The sequence below is a fragment of the Lysobacter soli genome (genome assembly GCF_003382285.1).
GTDB lineage: Bacteria > Pseudomonadota > Gammaproteobacteria > Xanthomonadales > Xanthomonadaceae > Lysobacter_J > Lysobacter_J soli.
This window is the reverse complement of sequence record NZ_QTJR01000002.1, coordinates 88166-111195: the sequence shown is the minus strand read 5'-3', so window position 1 is coordinate 111195 and position 23030 is coordinate 88166. Positions and strand designations below refer to the sequence as shown.

Genomic DNA, 23030 nt, shown 5'->3' with positions numbered 1-23030 from the left:
GCATGCATCCTGCGTTTTCCGTCATCGCCTTCACCACGCTCTCCGGCGCGGGCTACGGCCTGCTGCTGTGGGCGGGCGGCCTGATCCTGCTGCCGGCGTTGCAGGGCCGCGCGCCCGCCAACGGCACGACCATTCTGCTGTGGGGCGTGCTGCTCGTGCTCGGCCTCGTGCTCACCACCGCCGGCCTGCTCAGTTCGATGCTGCACCTGGGCAAGCCCGGCCGCGCGTGGCGCGCCTTCTCGCAGTGGCGTACGTCGTGGCTCTCGCGCGAAGGCGTGTTCGCCGTGGCGACGGCGCTGGTCGTGGTCGCGATGCTGGCCGTGCTCGGGCTCGGCATTGCCGGCGCACTGCCGCAGCAGCTGTGGATCGCGATGCCGGTGCTGGCCGCGATCATGGTGCTGCTGTCGCTGTGCACGATCGCGAGCACCGCGATGATCTACGCCTCGTTGAAGCCCATTCCCGCGTGGCGTCATCCGCTGGTGCTGCCGGCGTATTTCGCCTTCGCGGTGCTCACCGGCTGGCTGGTGCTGATGGCGCTGGTGAACTGGGCCGCGCTGTCGGACGAAGCGCTCGGCGTGATCCTGCTGGTGACCTTCGCGCTGGCGATCGTCGCCGGCGTGCTCAAGCTCGTGTACTGGCATCGCATCGACCGCCAGCCGCTGGGCGCCACGCGCGGCGAGGCCGTCGGCCTGCCCGGACGCGATGTCGACGTGTTCGAACGCCCGAACACGCAGGCCAACTACATCAACAAGGAAATGGGCTACGTGCTCGCGCGCAAGCATGCGCGGCCGTTGCGCTTCATCGCGCTGGTGCTGTTCGCGGTGGTACCGATGGTGGCGTCGTGGTTCGCGTGGGCGAATCCCGCGCTGGCCGGCCCCGTGTTCACCCTCGGGGCCCTTCTGGCGCTGGCCGGAACGCTGGTCGAACGCTGGCTGTTTTTCGCCCAGGCCCGGCACCTGGTCACGCTTTACTACTGAAGTCCCTGAACGGAAACGGATTTTCGGACGCGTCCGATTTGCCTGTAACCGTTTCCATGGGCAACATGGGCACTTCCCCGTTCCCCATTCACGACGATGCTCGGTGTGCTCGGGCTCGCCCTGCTCGGCGGCCCCTTCGTGACATTGCCGATGCCGGTCACCCCCGGCGACCCGACGCTGATGGCCATTGCGAGCGATCCGGCGCAGATGCGGCTGTACTGCTTTTCCACGCGCTGCGGCGATGAGGAGTGGCAGGTCGCGATGGCGGCACCCATGCCGGTGGAGTCCAACGGCGACGCGCGGCACCGCACGCTGCGCCTGCCCGGCAGCCAGAGCTACACGTCGCTCAGCGCGCCGGCCACGCCGCGCGACAGCAAGGCGTCGTACTCCAACGACTTCCGCATCGGCGCGCGCTACGGGATGCAGGTGATGCGCGACGGCCCGACGCAGGTCGGCCTGACGCTCGGCGCCGGCTATCGCCTCGCGCCGCTGTACGACGACGGCATCAACCAGGCGGGCCCGGTGCTGCGCGGGGAACTCAACCTGGGCCAGAAGGTCGGCGAGCGCGCCACGTGGACGCAGCGCGTGCAGTTCGAAAGCGGACGCGGCGAGGCCTTCGTCAAGCAGTCGATGAGCTTCGACGTGAACCTCGCGCCGAACTGGACGCTGGAAAGCGACTTCGCGATCCGCCACGACACGCAGAGCGGCGGCGGCAAGGAAACGGCCGAAAGCAGCATCGAGCTGCGTCGGCGGTTCTAGCAGGGCGGTTCCAGGAGGAGCGGTCAGCCCGCCTGGTCGGGACTGCCGCCAAAGACCGCAAGCAGCAGCAACACCAGCGCGATCGCGGCGATCAGCGCGTGCGCGATCACCAGCCACGCCGGCAGCAGTCGCTGCCGCCATTTGTACGCCAGGCTCATGATGGCCCCGCCGCCCGCGGCCAGCAGGAACAGCACGAGCGCGAACAACACCGTCGGGTGCACCGCCTGCGTGCACAGCGCGTAGATCACCAGCGTGAGGCCGGAGGCGGCCAGCAGGCCATGTCCCATCGCGAGCCATGCGGGCGGATTGTGCTTGGTCGCGAACCGGATCGCCGCCATGAGCAGGCCGCCGAGCGCGGTTATCGCGAAGAGGATCGATGCGGTCTGGAGCATTTCCGACTCCCGATCAGGGCCGCGCACAGGCTAGGTCGCGCCCGGTGAGGCGGCCGTGTCGGCGATGTCGATGCGTCGTCACGACGGGAGCCCGCGGCCGGCGTGCGGGGCCGCTTGCCGGGCCGGCGAGTTTGCCTCAGTGCGAAGCGGCGATGAGATCGCCCGCGCCCTGCGCGAGCAATTGTGCCGCGACGTCCTTTCCGAGCGCCTCGGGCGCATCGCCCTGGCCGTCAGCGCGGACGATCGCGCCGTCGCTCGCCGAACCCACCAGGCCCGACAGGTGCAGTCGCCCGTCCTCCAATTGCGCGAACGCCGCCACCGGCACGTGGCAGCTGCCGTGCAGCGCGCGGTTCATCGCGCGCTCGGCCTCGGCGCAGGTGCGCGTGGCGGCGTCGTCGAGGCGCGCGCACAACTCGCGCGTGGCGAAGTCGTCGTCGCGGCATTCGATGGCCACCGCGCCCTGCGCCGGCGCGGGCAGCCACTGCGGCGCCTGCAGCCGATCGCGGATGCGGTCGTCGAAACCCAGTCGCTGCAATCCCGCGCAGGCCAGCACGATTGCGTCGTACTCACCCGCATCGAGCTTCGCCAGCCGCGTGTTGACGTTGCCGCGCAGATCGGCGAGCTGCAGGTCCGGACGCAGCGCACGCAACTGGGCCTGGCGGCGCAGCGACGACGTGCCGACGCGCGCGCCCTGCGGAAGCCCGGCGATGTTGGCGTAGCGGTTGCTGACGAAGGCGTCGGCGTAGTCGGCGCGCGCGAGGATCGCCGGCAGCGTGAAGCCCGGCTCCAGTTCCATCGGCACGTCCTTCAGCGAATGCACGGCGCAATCGGCATCGCCGCGCAGCATCGCCAGCTCCAGTTCCTTCAGGAACAACCCCTTGCCGCCGATCGCCGCGAGCGAGCGGTCGAGCACCTCGTCGCCGCGCGTGCTCATCGGCACCAGTTCCACCGTCAGGCCGGGATGCGTCGCGCGAAGGCGGTCGGCGACGTGCTCGCTCTGCCAGAGGGCGAGCGGGCTCTTTCGGGTGGCGATGCGCAGCGTCTTCATCGCGACATTATCGCGGAAAGGCGCCGTGGCCGTTTTGCCATGGATCAGAGGTGCTTGAGCGTTTCCTTCAACCCCGCCACGCAGCGCCGGCTGACTTCCAGCGGCGCCTTGCCATGGCGGAGCACGGCCTGCACGTGGCCATCGGGTGCGCGGCGCAGCTCGACGATCTCGTGCCGCGCGACCAGGCAGTTGCGGTGGATGCGCACGAAACGCTCGCCGAATTCGTCTTCCAGCGACTTCAGCGATTCCTCGATCAGGTCCTCGCCGCGCGCATGGTGCACGACGACGTACTTCTCCTCGGCGTGCAGGTAGTGCACGTCCTCGATCGGGATCAGCCGCAGGCTGCCGCGCAGGCGCGCGCACAGGTGGCTGCGTCGCTGTCCGACGGGGCCGGCGCCATTGCCGTCGCCGTTCTTCTCGCGGCCGGCGGCGAAGGTACGCACGCGCTCCAGCGCGGCGGCCAGGCGTTCGGCGCGCACGGGCTTGACGAGGTAGTCGATCGCCTCGGCCTCGAAGGCCGACAGCGCGTGCGCGTCGTACGCGGTGCAGAACACCACGGCCGGGCGCGGATCGAATGCGGCGAGGTGGCGCGCGGCTTCCAGCCCGTCGATGCCCGGCATCGCGATGTCCAGCAGCACCAGGTCGGGACGGTGTTCGGCGCAGGCGTGCAGCGCGTTCTGGCCGTCGGCCGCCTCGGCGACGACCTCCACGCCACGCTGTTCGGCGAGCAGCCCACGCAGGCGCTCGCGCGCCAGCGGTTCGTCATCGGCGATCACTACCCTCATCGGCGCGTCCATCCCCAGGCCGGCAGAGCCGTTCAGGGGGAGGATAGCCCCGGGCGGGGCCGGGTTACCAATCGTCGGGACGCTCAGCCCGCAAAACGGCGCGACAGCCAGTCACCCAGGTCGCGGATCTCCTCCGCGCAGACCTGGTGGGCCATCGGGTAGTCGTGCCATTCCAGGTCGAAGCCCATGGCCTTCATGGCTTGAGAACTGCGCAAACCGATCGCCGCCGGCACCACGGGGTCGAACTGCCCGTGCGCCATGAACAGCGGCTGCGACGTCGCGGCCGCCTGAAGCGCCGCGGCCGCCTGCGCCGGAGCTTCCGGCAGGTAGGTCGACAATCCGGCCAGGCCGGCGAGCGGCACGCGACGGCGCAGCCCCGCCGACAGCGTGATCGCCCCGCCCTGCGAGAAGCCGACCAGCACGATGCGTTCGGCCGGAATGCCGCGTTCGTTCTCGCGAGCGATCAGCGCTTCGACCTGCGCCACCGATTCGGCGACGCCGGCCGCGTCGGCGCGATTGTGGCCGGCATCGGTGTGCAGCGCGTCGAAATCGAAATGCACGATGTCGTACCACGCGCGCATGCGCATGCCGTTGTTGATCGTCACCGGCCGCACCGGCGCATGCGGGAAGACGAAACGCAGCGCCGGCCAGTCGCGTCGGACCAGTTCGGGCACGATCGGCGCGAAGTCGTGGCCGTCGGCGCCCAGGCCGTGCAGCCAGAGCACGGTCCACGTCGGCGACGGGCCGGTTTCGAATTCGACGGTTTCCAGCAGCGGGGCGGTGGTGTTCATGCCCGCATTGTCGCCGCTGCGCCGTGGCGCGCCAATCAGGTGTTCGGATCCGGCGGCAGGCGGAAGGTGACGGTGCGCGTGGTGGTCACGCGGCGCGAAGTCGCTTCGAACTGCCAGCGCGCCGCGGCGGCGAGCGCGGCCTGCTCGAACAGGCCTTCCGGCTGCGCCGACACGGCGCGCGCGTCGGTGACGCGGCCGTCGGGCTGGATGGTGAAGGCGACCTGGACACTGCCTTCGATGCGGCGATTGCGCGCGGCCAGCGGATAGCGTGGCGCGGCGTCCTGGAGCAGGCGCGGCAAGGCAGTCGGCGCCGTCTCGGTGCGCGCGACGGGCGCGGGCGGCGCGGCTTCCTTCGGCTTCACGGGCTCGGGCGTTGCGGGCGGCGGCGTCGCGATCGTCGCCATCGGCGCGGGCGTGACGGTCGCTACCGGCAGGCTCGTCCGGGCGGGGGTCGGCGGCGCGGTGGGCATCACCTGCAGCGGTGTCGCCAGCGCAGGCTTCGCGGCGTCGGCGATGCGTGCGCCTTCCTCGCGATCGGCGCGTTCCTGCGCCACGCGCAGCGATTCACGAAGACGCGGCAACGCCGGCGCGTGCGTGTCCATGCGCGCGAGCAGGCCGACGAGGCGGCGCGCTTCGTCCAGCTGCTGCTGTGCGAGCGCCTGCTCCGTGGCGATCAGCACGTACGGCTGCATCTCGCCCAGCGCGGCGGCGACACCGGGATCGGATTCGCGTTCGCGCAATGCGAGGTAGTACTCGACGGCGTTGTCGCCGGCCGGCGTGTGCAGGCGCTGGTCGCGCAGCGCGGCTTCGGCACGCGCGCGCAGCGGCTGCGTTTCCATCTGTTCGAGCACAGGCGCGGGCAACGCTTCGGATCCAGCTGCCGACGCCTCCTGCGCCGCGGGCGCCCGCGCGCCCTCGCATCCGGCCAGCGCCAGCATCAGCAAACCCGCACCCGCCATACCCGCGAACCGCATTGCACGTTCCCCTCCGAAAAGCCGGCACAGGCTAGGCAGCGCATGTGACGGCTTCGCGGCAATGCGCGATTGTGTTTCGCGGCGCCCGCCGCGTACCCTGCGCCGATGCTTCGCGCCCCCGCCCTCGCCCACGCTTTCCGGCTGATGCTGCTCGGCCTGCTGCTGTGCGGCGTCGTGCTGAAGCCGTCGATGGCGATCGCGGAAGAAATGCACGAGCTCCTGGCGCACGCCGCCGTAGCCGGCGACGGCCACACGCACGCCGAGGGCCATGCGGCTGCATCGATCCCGCCTGCGACCGGCGACGATCCGAAGCCGCACGACGACAGCCATCTCCACCTGACCCATTGCTGCGGCCAGCAGGCCGCCGTGCTGCCGCGACTGGAACTCGCGCTGCCGTGGATCCACCTGGATTCTCCGCTGCCCGCGCAGATCGTCGCCTTCGCGCCCACGCCGCATCCCGCGCCGTTCCGTCCTCCGATCGCCGTCTGACCGTCCTGCCGGCCTCGCGCCGGCGTTCCGTCATTCCCACATCGGAGCGTTCCCATGTTTTCGCGACTCGCGGCCTCCGCCGCGCTTGTCGTCGTGCTCGTTGCGGCGTTGCCCGCGCGAGCCGGCGACCGATTGACCCTGGACGACGCGTTCGCGCGCGTCGCCGCCTTCCATCCCGACCTTCGCCTGCCCGCAGTGCGCGGCGAGATCCTCGCGGCCGAACTCGACGAAGCCGTGCAACGCCCCGCCATTCGCGCCGGCGTCGAACTGGAAAACGCACCCGGCACCGGCGACTACAGCGGCGTCGATGGCGCCGAGCTGACGCTGAGCCTGGCCTCCGTGCTCGAACGCGGCGGCAAGCGCGACGCACGCCGTGCGCTCGCGCAGGGCCGCATCGACGCACTCGCGCCCGAGCGCGAAGCCGCGCGCCTCGATCTTCTCGCCGAAACCGCGCGCCGTTACCTCGACGTCGTCGGCGCGAAGCATCGACGCGACCTCGCCGACGCCGACATCGCCCAGCGCACGCGAACCGTCGCCGCTGCGCGCCATCGCTTCCAGGCCGGTGCGTCGCCGGAATCGGTGCTGCTTACCGCGCAGGCCGCGCTGGCGCGCGCGCAGCTCGAACAGCGGCGTGCGGCGCAGACGATGGACGCTGCGCGGCAGCACCTCGCCGCGTTGTGGGGCGAACGCGAGCCGCGCTTCGAGACGAGCGATACCGACCCGCTGGCGCTTCCCACGATCGCCGACTTCGACGCGCTCGCCGCGACGCTGGAACGCACGCCGGAACTCGCGCGCTTCGCCAATGAGCGCCGCATCGGCGAAGCGCGCCTGCAGCTGGCCCGTTCGCAGGCGAAGGCCGACGTGGACTGGCAGCTGGGCGTGCGCGCTTTCAACGACACCGACGAATTCGCGCTGGTCGCCAGCGCGTCGATGCCGCTGGGCGGGGCGCGACGCGCGCAGCCACAGATCCGCGCCGCGGAAGCCGGACTGGCGATGCTCGAAGTCGAACGGGAATCGCGCGGCATCTCGTTGTACTCGACGCTCGTGGACGCGCACGGCCGCTATCGCGTCGCGCAGCTGGAAGTGCTGCGCCTTCGCGACGACGTGCTGCCCGCGCTCGCGCGCGCCGAAGCCGCCGCCGAACGCACCTACCGCGCCGGCGCGATCAGCTACCTCGAATGGGCGCAGCTGCAATCCGAACGCACTGCCCTCGCGCGTCAGCAGCTCGACACCGCACTCGACGCCCACCGCGCCCTCATCGAAATCCAGCGCCTGACCGGGGACGCCCTCGTGCAGCCCACCGCGCGCACGCAAAAGGAATCCGCACCATGAAACTCCGACTGACGATCGCACTCCTCGCGCTGGCGCTGGCCGGCTGCGGCACTTCCGGAACGAGTGGTGCCGGCCACGAGCACACCGCCGAAGGCGACCACGCCGACGTCGATGCGCGCGGCGAGCACGGCGGTCGCCTGCTGCGGCAGGACGACATCACCGTCGAACTCGCCATCGCCGAAGACGGCACGCCGCCGAAGTACGAAGCCTGGCTTTACCGCGACGACAAGCCGCTTCCTGCGACGGTCGGCGAAGTGGACGTGGCACTCACTCGACTAGGCAATGTGCGCGAAACGCACGCGCTGCGCGCCCGAGCGGACGGCCGGCTGATGGCCGACAGCATCGTTGGCGAGCCGCATTCGTTCGACGTCGTCGTCACCGCGCGCATCGACGGCCGCACCTTGCGCTGGAACTTCCCGAGCTATGAGGGCCGAACCGTCATTGCCGCCGACGTCGCGCGGCAGTCGGGCATCCGCGTCGCGAAGGCCGGGCCGGGCGTGATCGCCGACGAGCACGAAGTCCAGGGTTTGCTCACGCCAGTCGAAGGCCGCGTCGCCAGCGCGATGGCGCGCTTTCCGGGGCCGATCCGCGCCCTGCTCGCCAACGTCGGCGACGCCGTGCGCGCCGGGCAGCCGCTCGCGAGCATCGAAAGCAACCTGAGCCTGTCGCAATACACCATCGCCGCGCCGATTTCCGGCGTGGTGCTGTCGCGCAACGCCGCGGTCGGCGCGGTCGCGGGCGAAGGCGCCCCGCTGTTCGAGATCGCCGATCTGTCGACGTTGTGGGTCGACCTGCACGTGTTCGGCGCCGACGCCACGCACCTGAGCGCGGGCGTGCCGGTCACGGTCACGCGCATGAGCGACGGCGTGCAGGCGCAGACGACGCTGGAGCGCGTCCTGCCCGGCACGGCGACCGCCAGCCAGAGCACGGTCGCACGCGCGACGCTCGACAACGCCGACGACCTGTGGCGCCCGGGCTCGGCGGTGAGCGCGAAGGTCACCGTCGCGCGACAGCCCGTCGCGATGGCGGTGCCGCTGTCGGCGTTGCAACGCTTCCGCGACTGGGATGTCGTGTTCGTGCGCGTTGGCGACACCTACGAGGTGCGGCCGCTCGAACTCGGGCGCCGCGACGCGACACAGGTCGAAGTGCTGTCGGGCCTGCGCGCGGGTGACGAGGTGGTTATCGAACAGAGCTATCTGGTGAAGGCGGACATCGAGAAGTCGGGGGCGTCCCATGACCACTGACGCCGGCGTGCTCGAAAGACTCATCCGCTTCGCCATCCGCCACCGCTGGCTGATGATGGCGCTGACCGCGGCGTTGATCGCGCTGGGCATGTGGAGTTTCCAGCGCCTGCCCATCGACGCCACGCCCGACATCACCAACGTGCAGGTGCAGATCAACACGCAGGCGCCGGGCTATTCGCCGCTGGAAGCCGAACAGCGCGTCACTTTCCCGATCGAGACCGCGCTGGCCGGTCTGCCGAAACTCGACTACACGCGCTCGTTGTCGCGCTACGGGCTGTCGCAGGTCACCGTCGTCTTCAAGGACGGCACCGACCTGTTCTTCGCGCGGCAACAGGTGGCCGAGCGGCTGCAGCAGGTGAAATCGCAGCTGCCCGAAGGCCTTGAGCCGGAACTGGGGCCGATCTCGACCGGGCTGGGCGAGATCTTCATGTACACGGTCGAAGCCGATCCCGCCGCGCGCAAGCCCGACGGCACGCCGTGGAATTCCACCGACCTGCGCACGCTGCAGGACTGGGTCGTGCGCCCGCAGCTGCGCAACACGCCGGGCGTTACCGAGGTGAACACCATCGGCGGCTACGCGCGGCAGATCCACATCACGCCCGATCCCGCGCGCCTGGTCGCGCTGGGCTTCGGCCTGCGCGACGTCGTGACCGCGGTGGCGGCGAACAACCGCAACGTCGGTGCCGGCTACATCGAGCGCAACGGGCAGCAGTTCCTCGTGCGCGTGCCGGGCCAGGTCGCCGACCTCGACGCGATCCGCGACATCGTGCTCGACCGTCGCGACGGCGTCCCGATCCGCGTACGCGACGTCGCGCAGGTCGACGAAGGCCCGGAACTCCGCAACGGCGCCGCGATGCAGGACGGCCGCGAAGTCGTGCTCGGCACCGTCTTCATGCTGGTGGGCGCGAACAGCCGCGATGTAGCGCAGGCCGCAGCGGCCAAAGTGCAGGCGGCGAACGCGAGCCTGCCCGCCGGCGTGAAGGCGCACGCCGTGTACGACCGCACCGCGCTGGTGGACCGCACCATCGCCACGGTGGCGAAGAACCTCGTCGAAGGCGCGCTGCTTGTCGTCGTCGTGCTGTTCCTGCTGCTGGGCAACCTGCGCGCGGCGTTGATCACCGCCGCGGTGATCCCGCTGTCGATGCTGTTCACGATGACCGGGATGGTGCGCGGCGGCGTCTCGGGCAACCTCATGAGCCTGGGCGCGCTCGACTTCGGCCTGATCGTCGACGGCGCGGTGATCATCGTGGAGAACTGCCTGCGCCGCTTCGGCGAAGCGCAGCACGCGTTGGCGCGCGAGCTCACCGACGAGGAACGCCACGACCTCACCGCATCGGCGACGGCTGAAATCATCCGTCCGAGCCTGTTTGGCGTGGGCATCATCACCGCGGTGTATTTGCCGATCTTCGCCCTGACCGGCATCGAGGGAAAGATGTTCCACCCGATGGCGATCACCGTCGTGCTGGCGCTCACCGGCGCGATGCTGCTGTCGCTCACCTTCGTGCCGGCGGCGATCGCTCTGTGCCTGCGTGGCCGCGTCGCGGAGAAGGAAAGCCGCGTCATTGCGTGGGCGCAGCGCGCGTATCGGCCCGCGCTAGCGTGGTCGTTGTCGCATCGCGCGGTGATGATCGGGGCGGCTGGCGTGCTGGTGGCCGGTTGCGCGCTGCTTGCGACGCGTCTGGGCACCGAGTTCATTCCCGGCCTGGACGAAGGCGACGTCACCGTGCACGCGCTGCGCATTCCCGGCACCAGCCTCAGCCAGGCGGTGACGATGCAGGCGCAGCTGGAGCGCAGTTTCCGCGCGATGCCGGAAGTCGAGCGCGTCTTCAGCAAGATCGGCACGGCGGAGATCGCCAACGACCCGATGCCGCCATCGGTCACCGACACCTACGTGATGCTGAAGCCACGCGATGAGTGGCCCGACCCGCGCAAGCCGAAGGCGCGCCTCCTGGCGGAAATGGAAGCCGTCGCGCAACGCCTGCCCGGCAACAACTACGAGTTCACCCAGCCCATCCAGATGCGCATGAACGAGCTGATTTCCGGCGTGCGCGCGGACGTCGCGGTGAAGGTGTACGGCGACGACCTCGACACGCTGGTGCGCGTCGCGCGCGAGGTCGAAACCGTGATGGCCACCGTGCCGGGCGCGGCCGACGTGAAGAGCGAGCAGGCCACCGGACTGCCGCTGCTGTCGATCGCGCCCGACCGCCGCGCGCTCGCGGGCTACGGGCTCAACCCGGGCGATGTGCAGGACACCGTTGCGACCGCGATCGGCGGCGAAGTGGCCGGGCAGTTGTTCGAAGGCGACCGCCGTTTCGACATCGTCGTGCGCCTGCCCGAAGCGCTGCGTTCCGATCCGGCGCGACTGGCCGACCTGCCGATCCCGCTGCGCGAAAGCGGCAACGCCGACGAATCCAGCCGCGATGCGACGTGGGCCGCCGGCGCGCCGCGCACCGTGCCGCTGCGCGAAGTGGCGAGGATCGAGACCGTGCTCGGCCCGAACCAGATCAACCGGGAGGATGGGAAACGCCGCGTCGTCGTCACCGCGAACGTGCGCGAACGCGACCTGGGTGGCTTCGTCGCCGAACTCCAGCAGCGCGTGCAACGCGACGTGACGCTGCCGCCGGGGTACTGGATCGGTTACGGCGGCACGTTCGAGCAGCTGATTTCGGCGAGCCGGCGACTGGCCGTGGTGGTGCCGGTGACGCTGGTGGTGATCCTCGCGCTGCTGTTCTGGGCGTTCGGTTCGGCGAAGGACGCCGCGCTGGTGTTCAGCGGGGTGCCGCTCGCGCTGACCGGCGGCGTAATCGCGCTCGCACTGCGCGGGATTCCGCTGTCGATTTCGGCCGGCGTGGGGTTCATCGCGCTCTCGGGCGTGGCGGTGCTCAACGGGCTGGTGCTGGTGAGCTTCATCCGCCGCCTGCGCGAATCCGGAATGCCGTTGCACGACGCCATCGTCGACGGTGCGCTTGGCCGGCTGCGCCCGGTGCTGATGACCGCGCTGGTGGCGTCGCTGGGCTTCCTGCCGATGGCGCTGAACGTCGGCGCAGGCTCGGAAGTGCAGCGTCCGCTGGCGACGGTGGTGATCGGCGGCATCGTGTCGTCGACGCTGCTCACGCTGCTGGTGTTGCCGGCGCTGTATGAGTGGGCGCATCGGCGCGGCACCGCCTGATGCCCTTTGCTGCCGTCATCCCCGCGAAGGCGCGGATGATGGCAGAGCCGCTTCCTGGGACGGACGACGGATCAACCGCGCGCCGGTGCCTCCGGGCACGGCGCGCCGGCGTCCATCCACGTGCGGAACGCGCGCACGAATTCGTCGTGCGGCACCGGTACCGGCACGCGATTGCCGCCCGGCGCCCAACCCCACAGGACCAGCTTGTCTTCGGCGACGTGCTTGAACATCGCCTCCATGTCGCGGTCGCCGTTGCGCTTGCGGTCCTGGATCATCGAACACAGCTCGTGCGACGAAACGCCGATCCACGCCATCTTCTGGTCCGGCGGCGGAAGCGCCCAGTGCGGCGCACCCGGCGGGGCGTTCGGGCCGTAGCTTTCCGGCAGGTTCGCTTCGCCGTGGCAGGACGCGCATGGCAAACCCGGCGCGCCTTCGCCCTTGGGCCCGCGGACCACGTTCATCATGTGCGGCGTCTGCGTGTCGAACTGCAGCGGCGCATCGCCGGGAATGTGGCAGTTGCTGCAGCGTGGATGCTGGAACACCTTCTCCACCGTCGAGAAGGCGGCCAGCGCCTGCGCCTGCTGTTCGGGATCGACCTTGGGCGCGCACGCGGCCAGCAGCGCCAGGACGATGAGCGGAAGTGAGCGGAAAGCCCGCATGGCGTTCTCCTCAGGCGACCGTGTCGGGCAGGCGCAGCGGCAGTTCGCGCAACCGCTGTCCGGTGAGGGCGAAGATCGCGTTGGCCACCGCCGGCGCGATCGGCGGCGTGCCGGGTTCGCCGGCGCCGCCCATCTTTTCGGTGCTCGGGACGATGTGCACCTCGATCTGCGGCATCTCGTCCATGCGCAACACGCGGTAATCGTGGAAGTTGGATTCCCGCACGCGACCGTCCTTGAACGTCACCGCGCTGTGCAGCGCGGCGCCAAGGCCGAACGCGATGCCCGACTCCATCTGCGCGCGGACGCCCTCGGGGTTGACCGCGACGCCGCAATCGATCGCGCACACCACCCGATGCACGCGCACGCGGTGCCGCGGGCCGGGATTGGGGTCGATCGATACTTCCGCCACCTGCGCGATGAAGCTGCCGAAGGATTCGTGCACCGCGACGCCGCGCGCGCGGCCCTGTGCCAGCGGCGAGCCCCAGCCGGATTTCTCCGCCGCCAGGTTCAGCGCCGCCAGATGGCGCGGGTGCCGGGCCAGCAGCGCGCGGCGGTATTCCACCGGATCCTGCTTCGCGGCATGCGCCAGCTCATCGACCAGGCTTTCCATGATGAAGCCGTTGTAGCTGTGGCCGACCGAGCGCCACCACAGCACGGGAATGCCCGTGCGCGGCGAATGCAGGTCGATGCGATGGTCGGCAAGATCGACGATGTAGGGCGAATCGACCACGCCTTCCACCGACGTCCCGTCGATGCCGCCCTTCACCATCATCGCCTCGAACGGCGAGCCGATCAGGATCGACTGCCCGACCAGCACGTGGTGCCACGCGACGGGCTTGCCCGCGTCGTCGAGCGCGATGCGCGCCTGCTGCACGTACATCGGCCGGTAGTAGCCGCCGCGGATGTCGTCCTCGCGCGTCCAGACGGTTTTCACCGGCTTTCCGGCGGCCTTGGCGACTTCGACCGCTTCGCTGACGAAGTCCGACGTCGGCGTCGCGCGCCGGCCGAAGGCACCGCCGAGGAAGGTCGTGTGGATGTTCACCTTGTCGGGCGTGATGCCGAGGACCTTCGCGGCGACCTGCTGGTCCAGCGTCTGGAACTGCGTGCCGGTCCAGATGTCGCAGACGCCGTTCTCGAACTTCACCGTGGCGTTGAGCGGTTCCATCGGCGCATGCGCCAGGTACGGCACGTGGTACTGCGCCTCCAGCGTGCGCGTGGCGCGGGTGAGCGCGCCCTTCGCGTCGCCAGCCTGTTTCGCGAGCAGGCCGTCGGTGAGCGCGAGCGTGCGGAACTGCTCGTGCAGTGATGTGGTATCGAGCGCCGCGTTGGGGCCGGTATCCCACTCGATCTTCAGGGCGTCGCGGCCCAGCTTCGCCGCCCAGTAATGATCGGCCACCACCGCCACGCCGCTGGGCACCTGCACCACGTCGCGCACGCCCGGCACGGCCTTCGCGGCGGTCGCGTCGAAGGATTTCACCGTTCCGCCGAACACCGGCGCGCGTGCGACCACCGCGGTGAGCAAACCCTCGAACTGCACGTCCATGCCGAACTGCGCGCGGCCGGTGATCTTTTCCGGCGTATCCAGGCGCTTGGTGGGATGGCCGATGAGCTTCCAGTCCTTCGGATCCTTCAGCGCGACCTTCGCCGGCGCCTGGAGCGTGGCGGCCTGCACGGCAAGTTCGCCGTAACGCGCGCGTTGATCGCCCGCGATGGCCGTGCCGTTCTCGGTGCGCACCTGTGCGGCCGGCACGTTGAACTTCTGCGCGGCGGCCGCGACCAGCAGCGCGCGCGCGGTCGCGCCCGCCTGGCGGTAGCGGTCGAATTCGGACCAGGTCGTGGTCGAGCCGCCGGTCATCTGCATGCCGAAGGCCGTGTGCGCGAAAGGCGGCGCGGCGGGCGCGTGCTCGACGCGGATGCGCGTCCAGTCGGCATCGAGTTCCTCCGCGACCAGCATCGCGAGCGTCGTCCAGATGCCCTGCCCCATTTCCGAATGCGCCAGCAGCACGGTGACGCTGTCGTCGGGCGCGATGCGGAGGTAGGCATTCGGTTCAAGGCCGGTGGATGCGGCGGCGGCCACCTCGGGCGCGGCCTGCGCGAAGCGGCGCGCGCCGGGCACGACGAAGGCCACGACCAGGCCCGCGCCGATCGTCGCGGTGGATTTGAGGAAAGTGCGACGGGAGGAGTTCAGCCGTGGATTCATGTCGCGTCTCCGCGTTCTGTTTCCCTTCTCCCTGCGGGAGAAGGTGCCCGAAGGGCGGATGAGGGGGAACGGGGCTGCAAGGCATCGAACTCGCAGCGCCTCACTGCACTGGCGGTTCGACCTCGACACTCCGTTGCCCCTCACCCCAACCCCTCGCCCGGTGGGAGAGGGGCTCTGACCCCAGGGATGGATGAGGGAAGGTCCTGTTGAAACTTCAAGCCTTTCCAAACTCCGCTGCCCGGTGCACCGCCGCACGGATGCGCTGGTACGTTCCGCAACGGCAGATGTTCCCGGACAGCGCCTGGTCGATGTCGGCATCGCTCGGCGCCGGCACCTTCGCCAGGAGCGCGGCGGCGGACATGATCTGGCCGGACTGGCAATAGCCGCACTGCACGACGTCCAGCTCCGTCCAGGCGCGCTGCACCGGGTGCATGCCGTCCTTCGACAGGCCCTCGATCGTCGTGACGACCTTGCCTTCCACCGTGGACACCGGCGTGACGCAGGCGCGGCGCGGGGCGCCATCGACGTGCACGGTGCAGGCGCCGCATTGCGCGATGCCGCAACCGAACTTCGTGCCGGTGAGGTGGAGCACGTCGCGCAGCACCCACAGCAGGGGCATGTCGGGCGGCGCGTCGACATCGTGTTCGATGCCGTTGACTTGCAGCTTCATGGAATCCCTCGCGGCGGCTGGGGGCGACCGGGTCTCACCGTCGCCTCGCGCGGCGGACCGGGCCGCTACAGTAGACCTCCGACATGGTCGGGGCCGCTAGCCCGTTCGTCGCCGATCCTTGCCCGATCCTCCGGCATCGCGCGTTGTGCCGCATTGCTCCCGTACCCTGCCGATCACGTTGCCGCGTCGGCGCGCCGCAGATCCTTCGCCAATGGACCTCTCGCGAATCCCCGACAACACGTTCGCCTCCACATCGACATCCGTCGGTGCGATGCCCGTCGGCGGCGCGCGCGCCGTGCTCGAGGCGTCCGTCGCCGCATTGCAGCGCGGCACCGCCGCCACGCTCGCCGTCGTGCTGGAAACCAGCGGCTCGACCTACGTGCGCGCCGGTGCGCTCGCGTTGTTCGATGGCGAAGGCGCGCAGGTCGGCTGGCTGAGCGGCGGCTGCCTGGAGCCGGAAATCGCCCAGCGCGCGAACGACGCGTCGCGCGCGGGCCAGGTCGATTTCATGGAGATCGACACGCGCTTCGACGAAGACCTGCTGTCGGGATCGGCCGTCGGTTGCCGCGGGCGGTTGCGCATCGCGTTGCTGCCGCTTGCTCTGCTTGGCGACTGGATCGCGCACGTAGAGGCGTGGCGCGAAGGCGAACCGCTGCGGCTCGGCGTCCATGACGACGGCACGGTCGAACTCGCGTACGCGGCGAACGAAAGCACGCATCGGCTGCCGGCCGCAGCGCCCCCGTGGCCCGACGCGCAATCGCGCTGGTCGATCACCGTGCAGGCGGCACCCTCGGTAATTGTGTTCGGCGCGGGGCCGGAAACGCCCTTCCTGCTGCCGATGCTGCGCGCCTTCGGCGCGACGACCACGCTCGTCGAACGACGCCCGCGCTGGAGCGGTGCAGGCGCGCTCGCCGACCACGCGCCGGCACTCACGCCGACGCAGGCGCTCGTCGCGCCGATGCGACGGTTCGACGTCGCGCTGGTGATGCACCACAACTTCGAACTCGATCGCGAGGCGCTGCACGCGCTGGCAACATCGCCGATCGGCTTCATCGGCCTGCTGGGTCCGGTGCGTCGTCGCGACGACCTGTTCCGCGTGCTGCCCGGTGACGTGCGCGAGGCGCTGCTGCCGCGCCTGCATTCGCCGGTCGGGCTGCACCTGGGCGGCAGCGGCCCGGAGTCGATCGCGCTGAGCATCGCCGCGCAATTGCAGCGTCACCTGCACGGCACGCCAGCGTGAAGCACACGGCGATCGTCCTGGCCGCCGGCGGCAGCACGCGACTGGGCCGACCGAAACAACTGCTGACGCGCGACGGCGAGGCGCTGGTGCATCGCGCGGTGCGGCTCGCGGCGGCGACGCATCCGGCGCGGCTGCTCGTCGTCACCGGCGCGCACGCGCACGACGTGGCGGCGGCACTGCAGGTGATCGCGGTGGATCATCGGCTGGAGCTGATCGCCAATTCCGACTGGGCGCAGGGCCTGTCGACGAGCCTTGCCGCCGCCGCGAACGCGCTGCATGGCGTCGATGCGCCGGCGCTGATCCTGGTCTGCGACCAGCCCGCGCTCGACGAACACCACCTGCGCGCGCTCCTCGACGGTGCCGCGCACGCACCGGCCGGTTGCGCGGCGACCCGCCATGGCGAACGCCTCGGCGTGCCGGCGCTGGTCAGTGCGCGATTGCTCGACGATGCGCGCACGCTGCGTGGCGATGCGGGCCTGGGCGCGCGACTGAGCGCGCTGGATGGCGTCTGGACGCTGGATGCGCCGGAACTGGCGCTGGATCTGGATACGCCCGCCGATGTCGCCGAAGCGGTGGCGCGGGGCTGGCTGGACGCGGCGGATTGATCGATCGCCGCTGGCGACGACACGCAACCGCGTTCCTTCGTCGCTTCTACAAATACAAGAACGGATAAGGGCAGGAACCAGGCGCGAGATGCGGCGTAAACCGCCGACTCGTCCCTCGTTCCTGCCCTTACCCGGAATGCGTCAACAGGATGCGGCCGCGTGCGCGCGCCGCATCCAGGCGGTCATCAGGCCGCGGCGTCCTTCAGCTTCTTCAGCGGACGGACCTTGACCTTCACCGTGGCCGGCTTGGCAGCGAACCACTGCTCTTCCTTGGTGAACGGGTTGATGCCCTTGCGCTTCGGCTTGGCCGCAACGCTGACGGCGGTGATCTTCAGCAGGCCCGGCAGGGTGAACGCACCCGCGCCCTTCTTGCTGACCGAAGCGTGCACGGCACCTTCCAGCGCGGCCAGCACGTTGCGGACGTCCTTGGCGACCACGCCCGTCGTTTCCGACAGGTGCGCGACCAGGCCCGACTTGGACAGCACTTCCTTGATCGGCTTCGGAGCGGCCGGCTTGGCAGCGGCCTTCTTCGGGGCGGCCTTCTTTGCCACTTTCTTCGTCTTCGCCATATGTGTCTCGTGATACTCGATGGTTGATGGATGCCCGTAAACCGCAGCTAGGCAAGCGGAATGTAGGGCAACACCAACGCGCCGCCAAGTGGTTTTGCACGAAAAAGTGCGGGAATTAGGCAGGTTTGGCGATCCCGACCGGTTCCGGGTGCCGGCACGGTGCTTGGATGCGCGGTTTTCGACGCGCTGCGTCACTCCGCCGCGAGCGCCACCGCCTCGCGCGCGAGGGCTTCCACGCGCGCCCAATCGCCCTCGCGCAACGCATCGGCCGGCGTCAGCCACGAGCCGCCGAGGCAGGCGACGTTGGATCGGCGCAGGTACTCGCGGGCACGCGCCGCGTCGATGCCGCCGGTCGGACAGAAGCGCGCCTGCGCGAACGGCCCGCGCCAGGCATCGATCAGTTCGAGCGCATTGATCGGTTCGGCCGGAAACACCTTGAGCAGTCGATGGCCCGCGGCGAGCGCGGCCATCACTTCGCTGCCCGTCGCCACGCCCGGCAGGTACGCGATCTCCAGTTCGACCGCGGCGGCCAGCAGCTCGGGCGTGCTGCCGGGCGACACGGCAAATGCCGCGCCGATGTCTTTGAGGCGGCGCAGTTGTTCGACCTCCAGCACCGTGCCCGCGCCGATGCGCATGTCGGGCATTTCGCGCACGAGCGCGGCGACGGCGCCCATCGCCACCGGCGTGCGCAGCGTCACTTCGATCGCGCCGATGCCGCCGGCCTGCAGCGCACACGCGACGGCACGCGCTTCGTCCACGCTGGCGGGGGTGTACACGGGCATGACGCGATGCCCGTGCAGCAGTGCCTGCGCGTCAACGGCGGACATGGAAGCCCGCCTGCGACGTCACGTCGTGGATTTCCTGCGCGCTGGCCAGGCAGAAATCGCCCGAGATGGAATGTTTGAGCACGGCGGCGCCGAGGCCGAAATGCAGCACTTCCGGCGGCGCCATGCCCTGGATCAGGCCGTGCAGCACGCCGCCGGCGAACGCATCGCCGGTGCCGATGCGATCGACGATGCCGTCCAGTTCGTAATCCGGCGCGCGACGACGCGTGCCGTCGCGTTCGACCATGACCGCCGACAGCGTGTGCCGATCGACGCTGTGCTGCGTGCGCAGCGTGCAGGTGAGCCACTGCAGGTTCGGCAGCGCGGCGAACGCGCGCGTGGCGGCTTCGGCGACCGCACGCTCGCCTTCGGACGGCACGCGTTCGCCGAGCACGATGGCGATGTCGCGATGGTCGGCGAAAACGATGTCGGCTTCCTCGAAGATCTGCCGCAGCAGGCCGGCGGCGTCGCCGTCCCACGCCTGCCAGAGCTTGCCGCGGAAGTTGCCGTCGAAGGACACCTTCACCCCGAGGCGCCGCGCCGCGCGCGCGGCGTCGATGGTCGCCTGCGCCGTCGCCAGGCCGAGCGCCGGGCTCACGCCGGACAGGTGCAACCACTGCGCGCCGTCGAGCAGCGCGTCCCAGTCGTAGTCGGCATGGCGCACGAAGGCCGAATCGGCGCGGTCGTACAGCACTTCGCTCGGACGCTGCATCGCGCCGTGCGACAGGAAGTACAGGCCCATGCGGCCATCGGCCGCGCGCACCGCGCGCGTGTCCACGCCATGGCGGCGCAGTTCGCCGACTGCGGCGGCGCCAAGCGCGTTGTCGGCGACGGTCGACACCATCGCCGCGTCATGGCCCAGCTGCGCGAGCAGCACCGCGACGTTGGCCTCGGCACCGCCGATGTGCACGTCCAGCGCGGGCGACTGCAGCACGCGCTCGCGGCCGGGCGCGGACAGGCGCAGCAGCAGCTCACCGAAACAGACGATGCGGCTCACGCCGGGTTCCTCATTGCGCTCATTCCTGCTCCCATCGATTCGAAAACCGCGACGATTCTGCCTGCTTCCCGGGCCGTCCCGCCTTGCCGCGACCGGGCTCCGGCGAGCCCATGGCGCACCGCAGCATGCGATCCGTCAACTCAGGTGCTAGGGTTTTGACCATCGGTGTCATTCCACCGTACGGAACACCTTAGCAAGCGTCCTGAGCCAGTCAACAAGCGCCTTTGAGCTGTAGTGCCATATGGGAGGGGAGAACCTATGCAATTTCAGCGTGCACCAAAAAAGACACCGGTTACCTTGCTTGCCGCCTCGATCGGCCTTGCGCTGCAGCTGAGCGCCGCGAGCGCCCTCGCGCAGGACGCCGCAGCGGCCTCGTCCACCGCACCGACCACGACGACCGCTGTCGCGCCCGCCGCGGACGCGCCGCCGACCGAACTCGACGCGGTCACCGTCACCGGCTTCCGCGGCGCGCTGGAAAAGGCGCTGGACAAGAAGCGCAGCGAGATCGGCGTGGTCGATGCGATCGTCGCCGAGGACATCGCCGACTTCCCGGACCTCAACCTGGCCGAATCGCTGCAGCGCATCCCGGGCGTGTCGATTTCGCGCGATGCCGGCGAAGGCCGCAACATCTCCGTTCGCGGCCTGGACAGCCAGTTCACGCGCGTGCGCATCAACGGCATGGAAGCGCTGACCACCACCGGCGGCACCGACAGCTCCGGCGGCGCGAACCGCGGCCGCGGCTTCGACTTCAACGTCTTCGCCTCCGAGCTGTTCAACAGCATCACGGTGCGCAAGACCTCCTCGGCCGACATCGAGGAAGGCGCGCTCGGCGCGACCGTCGACCTGCAGACCGCGCGTCCGTTCGACTACGACGGCTTCACCTTCGTCACCGGCGCGCAGCTGGGCTACAACGACCTGGCGTCGGACCTCGACCCGCGCGCGACGATGCTGGTCAGCAACACCTGGGCCGACAACAAGTTCGGCGCGCTGCTGTCGGTGGCCTACACCAAGCGCCGCCTGCTGGAAGAAGGCCACAGCACGGTGCGCTGGGACAACGGCACCAGCAGCGGCGGTTTCGCCGGCACGCCGGCGGCCGAGTCGGCCAGCGTCTTCCATCCGCGCATCCCGCGCTATGGCGTGATGGAGCACGAGCAGGAGCGCCTGGGCGTCACCGCGTCGCTGCAGTTCGATCCGACCGACAAGACCTCGCTCGGCCTCGACCTCATGTACGCCGACCTCGACGCCACGCGCACCGAGAACTTCCTCAACGGCCTGTCCTTCAGCCGTGGCGCGTGTGCCGCGGGCACCGCGGGCGCAGCCTGCCGCGCGGCCGGCGCCAGCGGCAAGCCGGAAACGGTGGTGCTGGAAAGCGTGGTCGACGAGCGCGGCAACCTCGTCTACGGCCGCTTCAACAACGTCGACGTGCGTTCGGAAGCGCGCTACGACGAGCTGGAAACCAAGTTCACCCAGTTCAATTTCTACGCCGACCACGAACTCACCGACGACTTCAAGCTGCATTTCGAAGGCGGCCGCGCGAAGTCCGAGTTCGAGAACCCGATCCAGACGACCATCACGCTGGATCGCACCAACGCGCAGAACTACACCTGGGATTACCGCAACAACGACCGCCTGCCCGTCATCACCAACGGCTTCGACGTGAACGATCCGGCGCAGTGGGCGTTCATCAACGGCGTGTCGGAAATCCGCCTGCGCCCGCAGTACGCCGACAACACCATCGACAACGTGTCGCTGGGCATGTCGTGGGCGCTGACCGACAGCTTCACGCTGAAGGGCGGCGGCCAGTTCAAGGAATACACCTTCGAATCGCGCGAGGAACGCCGCGCGTCCGAGCTCGTAGTGCCCGCGCTGCCGGCCGGCACGACGCTCGCCGACTTCACGCGCACGATCCAGCTGGAAGACATCCGCAACGTCGGCGACGGTCGCTGGCTGATTCCCGACATCGACGCGTTCAACCGCGCGTTCGACCTCTACAGCGACGAAGGCATCTTCGCCGTCAGCGACACCGTGTCGTCGGTGCTCGGCAACAACCGCACCGTGACCGAGCGCGACCAGGGCTTCTGGCTGCAGGGCGACTTCAATACGCAGATCGGCTCGCTGCCGCTGAGCGGCAACATCGGCCTGCGCCAGGTGACCACGCGCCAGAGCTCCACCGGCTGGTCCACGGTCGGCGGACAGCCCGTGCTGACCACGGTCGAGCGCAGCTACGAGGACACGCTGCCGTCGATGAACCTGGTCGCCGACGTGACGCCGGACTTCCTGATCCGCTTCGCCGCGGCGAAGGTGATGGCGCGTCCGGGCCTGGGCAACCTCACGCCGGGCGTGACGGTGAACGTGTCCGGCGGCAATCGCGTGGTGAACGGCGGCAACCCGCTGCTCGATCCGTTCCGCGCGAAGACGGCCGATCTGTCGTTCGAGTGGTATTTCGCCGAGGAATCGCTGCTGGCGCTGGGCCTGTTCTACAAGGACATCGACAGCTTCGTGCAGACCTCGCGCGAAACGCGTCCGTACTACACGTCGGGCCTTCCGGAGAGCCTGCTCGCCGGGACGGGCGCGACGGTGAACGACGACTTCCAGTTCAACATCCCGCTGAACACGCCAGGCGGTCCGCTCAAGGGCCTGGAGTTCACCTATCAGCAGCCGTTCGTGTTCCTGCCCGGCTTCTGGAGCGATTTCGGCGTGCAGCTGAACTACACCTACGTCGATTCGAAGATCCAGTACATGACCGCGGCCGGCGCGACCTCGCTTCGCACCGACCTCACCGGCCTGTCGAAGAACGCTTACAACGCCACGCTCTACTACGAAGGCGACAAGTTCAGCGCGCGCGTGTCGGCGGCGTATCGCGACGACTACCTGACCACGGTGCCGGGCCGCAACAACAACGACGTGGAAGGCACGGCGGAAACGCTGACCATCGACATGTCGGCCTCGTACAAGATCAACGAGCACTTCGAACTGACGCTGGAAGGCCTGAACCTCACCGACGAGTTCCAGGACCAGTGGGTCGATTCGATCGGCGATCGCGCCTCGGTCTATCACCACACCGGCCGCCAGTACTTCCTGGGTGCGCGTTACAAGTTCTGATCGTGATGGCAAGGCCCTTCTCCCGCTCGCGGGAGAAGGTGCCCGAAGGGCGGATGAGGGCGATCTTGCGCAACCGCTTCGCCTGCCCTCACCCCAACCCCTCTCCCGCGCGCGGGAGAGGGGCTTTGTTGTTGATCGTTTGCGTAGTCATCCTGCGGGCGTCGCACGCCTGACCGCCGACGTCCGCCTCTTCCTGACTAGAAG

At 69.6% G+C, this 23030-nt stretch carries 20 protein-coding genes; 9 read left to right on the top strand and 11 right to left on the bottom strand.

The genetic code is table 11. The annotated features are described in order from the left end of the window. Window positions 1–2 precede the first annotated feature (2 nt). Both DX912_RS03745 and DX912_RS03740 read left to right on the top strand, forming a co-directional pair. Complete coding sequence (locus DX912_RS03745; RefSeq protein ID WP_115841141.1) at window positions 3–977, top strand: dimethyl sulfoxide reductase anchor subunit family protein; 975 nt, start codon at window positions 3–5, stop codon at window positions 975–977. 96 nt (window positions 978–1073) lie between these two features. Further along, window positions 1074–1736 carry a DUF481 domain-containing protein gene (locus DX912_RS03740; protein WP_115841140.1) on the top strand — a complete coding sequence of 221 codons (663 nt, stop codon included), beginning with the start codon at window positions 1074–1076 and terminating at the stop codon, window positions 1734–1736. A 23-nt stretch (window positions 1737–1759) separates the two neighbouring features. On the opposite strand, the gene DX912_RS03735 is transcribed toward DX912_RS03740, so the two are convergent. The 5 genes from DX912_RS03735 to DX912_RS03715 form a co-directional block, all read right to left on the bottom strand. After that, window positions 1760–2128 (bottom strand): hypothetical protein, encoded by a 369-nt coding sequence (locus DX912_RS03735; RefSeq protein WP_115841139.1) that lies wholly within the window; start codon window positions 2126–2128, stop codon window positions 1760–1762. Between the two features lie 136 nt (window positions 2129–2264). Beyond that, on the bottom strand, window positions 2265–3176 hold the full coding sequence (gene hemC / locus DX912_RS03730) for a hydroxymethylbilane synthase (protein WP_115841138.1): 912 nt from the start codon (window positions 3174–3176) through the stop codon (window positions 2265–2267). A gap of 44 nt (window positions 3177–3220) precedes the next feature. After that, window positions 3221–3961 carry a LytR/AlgR family response regulator transcription factor gene (locus DX912_RS03725; protein WP_115841478.1) on the bottom strand — a complete coding sequence of 247 codons (741 nt, stop codon included), beginning with the start codon at window positions 3959–3961 and terminating at the stop codon, window positions 3221–3223. An 83-nt stretch (window positions 3962–4044) separates the two neighbouring features. Continuing rightward, on the bottom strand, window positions 4045–4752 hold the full coding sequence (locus tag DX912_RS03720) for an alpha/beta hydrolase (protein WP_115841137.1): 708 nt from the start codon (window positions 4750–4752) through the stop codon (window positions 4045–4047). 35 nt (window positions 4753–4787) lie between these two features. Then, a complete protein-coding gene (locus tag DX912_RS03715) occupies window positions 4788–5726 on the bottom strand; it encodes an energy transducer TonB (RefSeq protein ID WP_181902698.1) in 939 nt (312 codons plus the stop codon). 105 nt (window positions 5727–5831) lie between these two features. On the opposite strand from DX912_RS03715, the gene DX912_RS03710 reads away from it, so the two are divergent. Genes DX912_RS03710 through DX912_RS03695 form a run of 4 tightly spaced genes read left to right on the top strand, consistent with a single transcriptional unit; the run spans window position 5832 to window position 11960 of the window. After that, window positions 5832–6215 carry a hypothetical protein gene (locus DX912_RS03710; RefSeq protein WP_147298555.1) on the top strand — a complete coding sequence of 128 codons (384 nt, stop codon included), beginning with the start codon at window positions 5832–5834 and terminating at the stop codon, window positions 6213–6215. Window positions 6216–6269: 54 nt separating this feature from the next. Then, complete coding sequence (locus tag DX912_RS03705) at window positions 6270–7547, top strand: TolC family protein (RefSeq protein ID WP_115841134.1); 1278 nt, start codon at window positions 6270–6272, stop codon at window positions 7545–7547. Continuing rightward, window positions 7544–8791, top strand: a complete 1248-nt coding sequence (locus DX912_RS03700) for an efflux RND transporter periplasmic adaptor subunit (protein WP_115841133.1) — start codon at window positions 7544–7546, stop codon at window positions 8789–8791. The genes DX912_RS03705 and DX912_RS03700 overlap by 4 nt, the downstream gene beginning before the upstream one ends. A gap of 7 nt (window positions 8792–8798) precedes the next feature. Continuing rightward, window positions 8799–11960, top strand: a complete 3162-nt coding sequence (locus tag DX912_RS03695; RefSeq protein ID WP_115841477.1) for an efflux RND transporter permease subunit — start codon at window positions 8799–8801, stop codon at window positions 11958–11960. 71 nt (window positions 11961–12031) lie between these two features. On the opposite strand, the gene DX912_RS03690 is transcribed toward DX912_RS03695, so the two are convergent. The 3 genes from DX912_RS03690 to DX912_RS03680 all read right to left on the bottom strand — a co-directional run bounded on the left by DX912_RS03690 (window position 12032) and on the right by DX912_RS03680 (window position 15489). Further along, on the bottom strand, window positions 12032–12619 hold the full coding sequence (locus tag DX912_RS03690; protein WP_115841132.1) for a hypothetical protein: 588 nt from the start codon (window positions 12617–12619) through the stop codon (window positions 12032–12034). 10 nt (window positions 12620–12629) lie between these two features. Continuing rightward, window positions 12630–14819 (bottom strand): xanthine dehydrogenase family protein molybdopterin-binding subunit, encoded by a 2190-nt coding sequence (locus DX912_RS03685; RefSeq protein WP_115841131.1) that lies wholly within the window; start codon window positions 14817–14819, stop codon window positions 12630–12632. Between the two features lie 214 nt (window positions 14820–15033). Continuing rightward, complete coding sequence (locus DX912_RS03680) at window positions 15034–15489, bottom strand: (2Fe-2S)-binding protein (protein ID WP_115841130.1); 456 nt, start codon at window positions 15487–15489, stop codon at window positions 15034–15036. Window positions 15490–15700: 211 nt separating this feature from the next. Between DX912_RS03680 and DX912_RS03675 the strand changes: the two genes are divergently transcribed. Then, window positions 15701–16729 carry an XdhC family protein gene (locus DX912_RS03675; protein ID WP_233433464.1) on the top strand — a complete coding sequence of 343 codons (1029 nt, stop codon included), beginning with the start codon at window positions 15701–15703 and terminating at the stop codon, window positions 16727–16729. Further along, on the top strand, window positions 16726–17334 hold the full coding sequence (locus DX912_RS03670) for a nucleotidyltransferase family protein (protein ID WP_115841129.1): 609 nt from the start codon (window positions 16726–16728) through the stop codon (window positions 17332–17334). Before DX912_RS03675 ends, DX912_RS03670 begins: the two co-directional genes overlap by 4 nt. A 185-nt stretch (window positions 17335–17519) precedes the next feature. On the opposite strand, the gene DX912_RS03665 is transcribed toward DX912_RS03670, so the two are convergent. From DX912_RS03665 to DX912_RS03655, 3 genes are all read right to left on the bottom strand, one after another. Further along, window positions 17520–17903 (bottom strand): HU family DNA-binding protein, encoded by a 384-nt coding sequence (locus tag DX912_RS03665; protein WP_115841128.1) that lies wholly within the window; start codon window positions 17901–17903, stop codon window positions 17520–17522. A 191-nt stretch (window positions 17904–18094) separates the two neighbouring features. After that, complete coding sequence (gene eda, locus DX912_RS03660; protein WP_115841127.1) at window positions 18095–18730, bottom strand: bifunctional 4-hydroxy-2-oxoglutarate aldolase/2-dehydro-3-deoxy-phosphogluconate aldolase; 636 nt, start codon at window positions 18728–18730, stop codon at window positions 18095–18097. Further along, a complete protein-coding gene (locus DX912_RS03655; RefSeq protein WP_115841126.1) occupies window positions 18717–19724 on the bottom strand; it encodes a sugar kinase in 1008 nt (335 codons plus the stop codon). Before DX912_RS03655 ends, eda begins: the two co-directional genes overlap by 14 nt. 258 nt (window positions 19725–19982) lie before the next feature. Here DX912_RS03655 and DX912_RS03650 point away from each other — a divergent pair, with 258 nt between their 5' ends. After that, window positions 19983–22826, top strand: a complete 2844-nt coding sequence (locus tag DX912_RS03650) for a TonB-dependent receptor (RefSeq protein ID WP_115841125.1) — start codon at window positions 19983–19985, stop codon at window positions 22824–22826. The last annotated feature ends 204 nt before the right edge of the window (window positions 22827–23030 follow it).

What these genes read in the sequence shown, in the direction of transcription:
- DX912_RS03745 (WP_115841141.1), top strand. Translation starts at nt 3, where the DNA reads ATGCATCCTGCGTTTTCCGTCATCGCCTTCACCACGCTCTCCGGCGCG.
- DX912_RS03740 (WP_115841140.1), top strand. Translation starts at nt 1,074, where the DNA reads ATGCTCGGTGTGCTCGGGCTCGCCCTGCTCGGCGGCCCCTTCGTGACA.
- DX912_RS03735 (WP_115841139.1), bottom strand. Translation starts at nt 2,128, where the DNA reads ATGCTCCAGACCGCATCGATCCTCTTCGCGATAACCGCGCTCGGCGGC.
- hemC (WP_115841138.1), bottom strand. Translation starts at nt 3,176, where the DNA reads ATGAAGACGCTGCGCATCGCCACCCGAAAGAGCCCGCTCGCCCTCTGG.
- DX912_RS03725 (WP_115841478.1), bottom strand. Translation starts at nt 3,961, where the DNA reads ATGAGGGTAGTGATCGCCGATGACGAACCGCTGGCGCGCGAGCGCCTG.
- DX912_RS03720 (WP_115841137.1), bottom strand. Translation starts at nt 4,752, where the DNA reads ATGAACACCACCGCCCCGCTGCTGGAAACCGTCGAATTCGAAACCGGC.
- DX912_RS03715 (WP_181902698.1), bottom strand. Translation starts at nt 5,726, where the DNA reads ATGCGGTTCGCGGGTATGGCGGGTGCGGGTTTGCTGATGCTGGCGCTG.
- DX912_RS03710 (WP_147298555.1), top strand. Translation starts at nt 5,832, where the DNA reads ATGCTTCGCGCCCCCGCCCTCGCCCACGCTTTCCGGCTGATGCTGCTC.
- DX912_RS03705 (WP_115841134.1), top strand. Translation starts at nt 6,270, where the DNA reads ATGTTTTCGCGACTCGCGGCCTCCGCCGCGCTTGTCGTCGTGCTCGTT.
- DX912_RS03700 (WP_115841133.1), top strand. Translation starts at nt 7,544, where the DNA reads ATGAAACTCCGACTGACGATCGCACTCCTCGCGCTGGCGCTGGCCGGC.
- DX912_RS03690 (WP_115841132.1), bottom strand. Translation starts at nt 12,619, where the DNA reads ATGCGGGCTTTCCGCTCACTTCCGCTCATCGTCCTGGCGCTGCTGGCC.
- DX912_RS03685 (WP_115841131.1), bottom strand. Translation starts at nt 14,819, where the DNA reads ATGAATCCACGGCTGAACTCCTCCCGTCGCACTTTCCTCAAATCCACC.
- DX912_RS03680 (WP_115841130.1), bottom strand. Translation starts at nt 15,489, where the DNA reads ATGAAGCTGCAAGTCAACGGCATCGAACACGATGTCGACGCGCCGCCC.
- DX912_RS03675 (WP_233433464.1), top strand. Translation starts at nt 15,701, where the DNA reads ATGGACCTCTCGCGAATCCCCGACAACACGTTCGCCTCCACATCGACA.
- DX912_RS03665 (WP_115841128.1), bottom strand. Translation starts at nt 17,903, where the DNA reads ATGGCGAAGACGAAGAAAGTGGCAAAGAAGGCCGCCCCGAAGAAGGCC.
- eda (WP_115841127.1), bottom strand. Translation starts at nt 18,730, where the DNA reads ATGTCCGCCGTTGACGCGCAGGCACTGCTGCACGGGCATCGCGTCATG.
- DX912_RS03650 (WP_115841125.1), top strand. Translation starts at nt 19,983, where the DNA reads ATGCAATTTCAGCGTGCACCAAAAAAGACACCGGTTACCTTGCTTGCC.